The organism is Streptomyces sp. NPDC007875, from assembly GCF_042868035.1.
GTDB classification, from domain to species: Bacteria; Actinomycetota; Actinomycetes; order Streptomycetales; family Streptomycetaceae; genus Streptomyces; species Streptomyces antimycoticus.
Window position 1 is genome coordinate 61,452 of the sequence record NZ_JBIADZ010000040.1, and the last position, 6,337, is coordinate 67,788.

The following is a 6,337-nucleotide window of genomic DNA, read 5'->3' on the forward strand; positions in this document are numbered from 1 at the left end:
ATCACGATGAGGAATCGCAGTGAACGCACCTACGTCGCCGACCGTTTGGGTGACCGGCGAGACCGTCGACGGCCGGTACCGGGTGATCGGCGAGCTCGGCCGGGGCGGGATGGGCGTCGTGCACCGGGTACGGCATCTCGCCTGGGGCATCGACATGGCGGTGAAGAGTTCGCGGCCCGAGCTGTTCCGGAGCCCGGGCGATCAGGAGCTGTTCGTCAGGGAGGCCGAGGCGTGGGTGTCCCTCGGGCTCCATCCGAACGTCTGCGCCTGCCATTACGTGCGGGTGATCGACGGTGTCCCCCGCGTGTTCGCCGAGTACGTCGACGGCGGCAGCCTGGCCGAGTGGATCGGCGACGGGCGCCTCCACGCCGGGGATGCGCGGCAGGCCCTCGCCCGCGTGCTCGACACGGCAGTCCAAGCGGCCCGTGGGCTCGAGCACGCCCATAGCAGAGACCTGGTGCACCAGGACGTGAAGCCGGCCAACATTCTGCTCGACGGCACGGGCGCCGCGAAGATCACCGACTTCGGTCTCGCCCGGTCCAAGCCCGCCACGGCCCCGGCTGACCTCCAAGGGGCGCCCGGTCTCAGCGTGTTGGTGCCGTCCGGCGGCATGACGGTCGGCTACGCGTCCCCGGAGCAGCTCGCGGGCGAGCCCGTCGGGCGGCGCAGCGATGTCTACAGTTTCGCGGTCTCGGTCCTGGAGATGTTCACCGGCGGTGTGCATTGGGCGGCTGGTCCGGTCGCGGGTCTCGCGCTGGCGGAATACCTGGCCGACCCCTCGAATCCGGTCGCGGCGCCACCGGAAGTCGCCCACCTGCTCCGGCGCTGCCTGCGGCAGCACCCGGCCCGCCGGCCGGCCTCGATGGCGGACATCGCGGATGTACTGACCGGGATCTACGAGCAGGCGACCGGCTCGGCGTATCCGCGTCCCACGTCGCAGGCCGCCGATCTGCGCGCCGACGAGCTCAACAACCGTGGCCTGTCGCTCCTCGACCTGGACCGGGCCGCCGACGCCGAGCATGCCTTCGGCCAGGCGCTCGCGGTCGACCCGCACCACGTCGGGGCCGTGTACAACGGTGGCCTGTTCCGGTGGCGTACGGGGGCGATCACCGATGGGGAACTCGTCGCCCGGTTGGAGGCGATCCCGCGTGGGTCCGGCGCGTCCCCCTGGCAGGTGCGGCTGCTTCTGGCCCGGGTTCACCTCGAACGCGGCGACCTCGCGGCGGCACATGACCTGCTCGACGCCCTCGCGCGCGAACGGCCCGACGACACCGACGTACGGGCGGCGCTGCGGGTGGCGGCCTCCGGGACCGTGGCCGATGCCCGCCACACCGGCACCCGCGAGTTCCGCGAGCCGTTCGCGCTGCCGTTCGCGCCGGTGAAACTGCTGGCCCGGCACGAGGTGATGGGCTACCTGCCGATCCGGTTCGCTCCCGACGGACGCCTCGCGCTGAGCGGCCACTGGGACGGCGTGCTGCGGCTGTGGGACACGGCGACCGGCGCACAGCGGTTGGCGGTCAAGGGCCACCGCACGCAGGTGCTCGGCGTCGACCTCACCCCTGACGGCTCGTACGCACTGTCCACGAGCCGCGACGGCACGGTGCAGTTCTGGGATCTCAGGGCGGGCAGGTGTACCCGCGTCATCCGCTCCGCCGCGCGCGCCACGGGGTGCCCGGTCAGGTTGAGCGCCGACGGGCGCATCGGTGTGTGGCAGGGGGTGGACGGGCGCGTCCAGGTCTGGGAACCGCGGACCGGGACCTGCCAATGGTTGCTCGGGGAAGCGTTCAAGGGCAACTACCTGGACGGCTCGCAGTACGAGGTGAGCGCCGACGGGCGCCATGTGCTCACCGCCGAGGAGGACGGGGCGCGGCTGTGGAGCGTGGCCGATGGCCGGTGCCGGGTGCTGGCCGCCGGCTCGGCGACGCATGCGCTGTGCTTCAGCCCCGACGGGCGGATGGTCGCGGTGGCCGGCGAGGACCGGGTGATCCGGTTGTGGGATGTGGGGGACGGCCGGCAGGTCCTAACGATGCGTACGTTGACGGGGCTGACCGCCGCGGCCGGTCACCTGGCCTTCGCCGACAGTGGGCGGCTGCTGCTGTCCGGAACGACCGGCGACCACACCGTTCAGATCTGGGAGCTGAGCAGCGGCCGGTGTCTGCGGACCTTCACCACCCACGCGTACGGAATGCACCACGTCGGATTCCCCGACCGCGACGACCGGTTCGGCTGCTCCATCGGCGGGCATCCCGAACTGCCCATGCATCGCTGGCGGTTGCCCGATACCGAATACGCCGCCGAGCCGCACCTGATCAAGCCGCGCGAGCACGCGGAGGTCAGCCGGCTCGGCGGACTGGCCGAGGAACTGCTCGCCGAAGCACGCCAGGCGATGTCGAACGGCCGACACCGGTCAGCCTTCGGCCTGCTGACCCGCGCACGGGAGATACCCGGATACGAGCGCGCGCCCCAGGTCCTGGCCGCCTGGCACGAACTGGGCCGCTCCGCGCGCCACGTACGGCTGCGCTCCGCCTGGTCGCGGCCACTGGACGCCGGCCACCTCTCCTACGGCGCCATCACGGCGATCGGTGTCGCCGCGGGTGTCCGGCTCGCCGTCAGCGGACAGAGCGACGGCACCGTACGGATCTGGGATCTGGACAGCGGCGCGTGCACGCACGTCCTCGACGATCATCCGGGCAGGGTGGGCGGGGTGGCGCTGAGCGACGACGGTCGGCACGTCCTGTGCGAGGGCACCAAGCCACTCGCGATCATTCGGCGGCGACTGGCAGACGGCGAGTGCCGTCGGCTGACTCCGGACTGGGACATGAGGCGGACCATCATGTTCACCGGCGACGGGAGGTACGCCTGGCTCGGCGGCGGCGACGGTGTCCTGCGCCGATGGGACCTGGACGACGACCGCTGCGTCACGACGATCAGCCGGAACGGCCCGGTCAACGTGATCTCCACGTCCGCGGACGGACGGCTCGCGGCGGTCGGCGACTCAGGCGGCGTGGTCCGGCTGCGGGATCTCGACACCGGAGCCTGCCTGCGGACCTGGACCGGCCCCCGGGAACCGATCCTGTCGGCGTGCCTGAGCGCCGACGGCCGCCTGGCCATGTCCACACACCAGGTCATGTCTTCGGGCGCCAAGGACGAACCGATCCGGCTGTGGGACGCCGGTGCCGGGCGGTCCGTACGCGAGTTCGCGGGGCACGAGGGCTGGGTCTCCGCCGTGCGGTTCACACCCGACGCCCGGTTCGCCTTCTCGGCCGGCCACGACAGATCCGTACGGATGTGGGAGGTCGCCACCGGCCGATGCCTGCACGTGCTCGAAGGGCACCAACAACGCATCCGGCACCTCGAACTCACCCCCGACCTGCGCAACCTGGTCTCGGCGGGAGACGACGGCATCCGGCTCTGGGACCTCGACTGGGAGCTGGCGGCCGACTGAGCGGAGCGGGACGCGTACCGTCCGACGCCGCAGACGGCACGCTCACGTTCACCGCCTCGTCCCCCGAAGTCCTCCCCCCACACCCAAGGAGACGATCCTCTGTGACGCCGCCGGCCACCATCACGCTCACCCTCGTCGAGGGCCGGGTCAAGCCCGGCGCGTACGTCTTCGAGGAGCGCACCACCTGCGTCCTCGGCCGCTCCACCGACTGTTCGCCACGACTACCCGACGACTCCCACCACAAGACCGTCTCCCGCCACCACTGCCTGCTCGACATCAACCCGCCGGACATCCGCATCCGCGACTTCGGCAGCCTCAACGGCACGTACGTCAACGGCGAGAAGATCGGCCAGCGGCGCCGTGGCCTCACCCCCGAGGAGGCCGTCGCCGATTCCTACCCCGAGCACGACCTCAAGGACGGCGACCGGATCCGCCTCGGTGACACGGTGTTCCGCGTCGACATCACTCGGCCGCAGGTCGCCACGGTGAGGCTCGCGCGCTGCGCCAAGTGCGAGCGCGAGCTGGGCGACGAGGCGGGCGGCCGCCCCGGCGAGTTGTTGTGCGCCGCCTGTCAGGCCCGGCCCGACGCCGTGCTCAAGCTGCTGCTCGAGCTGGCGCACCGCGGCCGCGCCGACCTCATGGCCATCCGCGGCTACTCGGTGATCCGGGAGCTCGGCCGTGGCGGCATGGGCGCGGTGTACCTGGCCCGGCGCGAGGCCACCGGCGTCGACGTGGCGCTGAAGGTGATGCTGCCGAAGGTGGCGGCGAGCGAGACGGCGCGCGCCCGGTTCCTGCGCGAGGTGGCGCTCACCCGGGCAATGAAGCATCCGCACGTCGTCGCGCTGCACGACGCGGGCTTCGCGAACGGAACCTTCTATCTGACAACCGAGTTCTGCACCGGCGGCAGCCTGGACCGGCTCGTCGCCGAACGCGGCGGGCGACTCCCGGTCGAGGAAGCGGTGCGCATCGCGGTGCAGGCGCTCAAGGGCCTGGAACACGCGCACGGGCAGGGCGTCGTCCACCGCGACCTGAGCCCCTCCAACATCCTGCTGCAACGGGAGACCGACGGCTCGACGACGGCGAAGATCGCGGACTTCGGCATCGGAAAGGCGTTTGACCAGGCGGGCCTGAGCGGGCTGACACGCACCGGCACCACAGCGGGCAAACCGATGTTCATGCCGCGCCAACAGGTCATCGACTTCCGCAAGGCCACCCCCGCCACGGACGTCTGGGCATTTGCCGCCTGCATCTACCACATGCTGACCGGAAGGACCCCGCGCGAGTTCCCGCGCGCCAAGGACCCCTGGCAGGTCGTCCTGCAGGAGCCGGCGATCCCGATCCGCCGCCGCGACCCGGCCATCCCACGACGCCTCGCGGAGGTCATCGACACGGCGCTGCGGGAGCACCCCGAGATCGGCTGCACGAGCGCGGCGGAGCTGCGCGGGGCGCTGGAGCGGGCGGGGCGGTGAGCCCTGACTGCGGCAGTTGCGCGGGAGATACCGGCCAGCGACCGTGACGGTAACAAAGGACAGCCCGCGCTACCCGTCCGCCGCTTCATCGCTTCGCGCTCCGGGGTTCGCCCCCCGTCAGGTCACGGCGCCGCTGTCTGAGGTTGCGGCCGCACGATCCCGGGGAACTCGTCCGTGGCGAGGATCGCCTGGGCGTACTGCGGCGCGTTGAGGTCGAATGTTGCTGTCAACTCCTTCCAATCGAATCGAAGGCACCGATGGCGTCGCGAACGAGGGTTACCTGATACCCCAGTTCCTGGCCAAAGCGCGCGGCAGTGTCCACGCAGGACTGCTGCAGGTTCTGCTCATTGCCGTCCGGCAGCCGCCCGGGCATCCTCCAGTTGACGCGCATCGCATCCATCCACCGTGCACCCCCAGAACGGAACCGGCAGATACACCTAACGGAGCCCTACCAGGGCTTGTTGCGAAAGTGCGGGGGACGGCCACTGATCTGGCTGGTCTGATTGCATAGGGCCCTTGGAGAAGTTCGGGCTAAGGGCGGAGAGTTTGGAACGTTGCCGTAGCTCGTCCGGGCGGCCTCGTGGACCGGCCCGTCCGCCGGGACGGTGGACGGGCCACGATGTCGTCAGCCGGACATCAAGCCGTTGATTCCCCTAATCGATGCGCTCGAGGAAGGCGAGCACTCGATGATTGACCTGCTCTGCAGCGTGTCACTGCCCTCGTGGAGACTGTCGAACACCCACCCCTCGTACAGGTCCGGGATGTGGACGGTGTGTCCGGCCCGTCGCAGATGCTCGGCGAACTCGCGAATGCCTGCGGTCAGCCCGTGCCCGTGGTGGAAGACCAGCACCTCAGCCATGTTGCTCCCCACATGCCGCAGTGCCCGGGTGACGCCGCGGCATGAGTATGGTCCGCAGCACTGACTTCTGCAGGTCGCCCTGCTTGCGGGCTCCGGCCGCATGCTGATGGGCACGGCAGACCGTGGAGTCGACGCTCAGGTCCCACGTGATCGCGCCCTTTGCATCGGCCAGGGACTGGAGCCTGGTGAGGATCCGATGCCAGGTGCCGTTCCGCTGCCATCGGCGGAATAGGTCGTAGACCCGGCCCCACGGCCCGTACTCGTCGGGGACATCCCGCCACGGAACACCGGTCCGGACCCGGAACCGTATGCCGTCGATCAGTCGGCGCCGGGGCCAGACGGACGGCCGTCCCGTCTTCGCCCCCTGTGGCAACAACGGCTCCAACACCGCCCACTGTTCATCCGTGAGATCTCCCCGCCCCATGAACCGTGATCATTCACAGCCCGAGATCCACTTTCGATACACGGCCTACTGATCTTTTCGTAAGTTCGGTGGGTGTGGTGGGTGGATGGTCAGACCGGTATGGGCGAGGTATGACCATGGCAGTCGGGGGTTGGCGTTGA

The 6,337-nt window shown here is 70.3% G+C and carries 5 protein-coding genes; 2 read left to right on the forward strand and 3 right to left on the reverse strand.

The annotated features are described in order from the left end of the window. The first annotated feature begins 19 nt into the window (after positions 1 to 19). Both ACFYOY_RS44105 and ACFYOY_RS44110 read left to right on the forward strand, forming a co-directional pair. Complete coding sequence (locus ACFYOY_RS44105; protein WP_388593490.1) at positions 20 to 3,445, forward strand: WD40 repeat domain-containing serine/threonine protein kinase; 3,426 nt, start codon at positions 20 to 22, stop codon at positions 3,443 to 3,445. Between the two features lie 101 nt (positions 3,446 to 3,546). Continuing rightward, on the forward strand, positions 3,547 to 4,914 hold the full coding sequence (locus tag ACFYOY_RS44110) for a protein kinase (protein ID WP_388593493.1): 1,368 nt from the start codon (positions 3,547 to 3,549) through the stop codon (positions 4,912 to 4,914). Between the two features lie 226 nt (positions 4,915 to 5,140). Here ACFYOY_RS44110 and ACFYOY_RS44115 read toward each other — a convergent pair whose 3' ends face one another. The 3 genes from ACFYOY_RS44115 to ACFYOY_RS44125 form a co-directional block, all read right to left on the reverse strand. Continuing rightward, positions 5,141 to 5,314, reverse strand: coding sequence for a hypothetical protein (locus ACFYOY_RS44115; RefSeq protein WP_351904701.1), 174 nt, complete (start codon positions 5,312 to 5,314; stop codon positions 5,141 to 5,143). Positions 5,315 to 5,539: 225 nt separating this feature from the next. Then, entirely contained in the window at positions 5,540 to 5,773 is a 234-nt protein-coding gene (locus tag ACFYOY_RS44120) for a hypothetical protein (protein ID WP_388593496.1), read from the reverse strand. Next, positions 5,766 to 6,197, reverse strand: coding sequence for an IS5 family transposase (locus tag ACFYOY_RS44125; RefSeq protein WP_388593499.1), 432 nt, complete (start codon positions 6,195 to 6,197; stop codon positions 5,766 to 5,768). The genes ACFYOY_RS44120 and ACFYOY_RS44125 overlap by 8 nt, the downstream gene beginning before the upstream one ends. Positions 6,198 to 6,337: the final 140 nt, after the last annotated feature.

What these genes read in the sequence shown, in the direction of transcription:
- ACFYOY_RS44125 (WP_388593499.1), bottom strand. Translation starts at nt 6,197, where the DNA reads ATGGGGCGGGGAGATCTCACGGATGAACAGTGGGCGGTGTTGGAGCCG.
- ACFYOY_RS44115 (WP_351904701.1), bottom strand. Translation starts at nt 5,314, where the DNA reads ATGGATGCGATGCGCGTCAACTGGAGGATGCCCGGGCGGCTGCCGGAC.
- ACFYOY_RS44120 (WP_388593496.1), bottom strand. Translation starts at nt 5,773, where the DNA reads ATGGCTGAGGTGCTGGTCTTCCACCACGGGCACGGGCTGACCGCAGGC.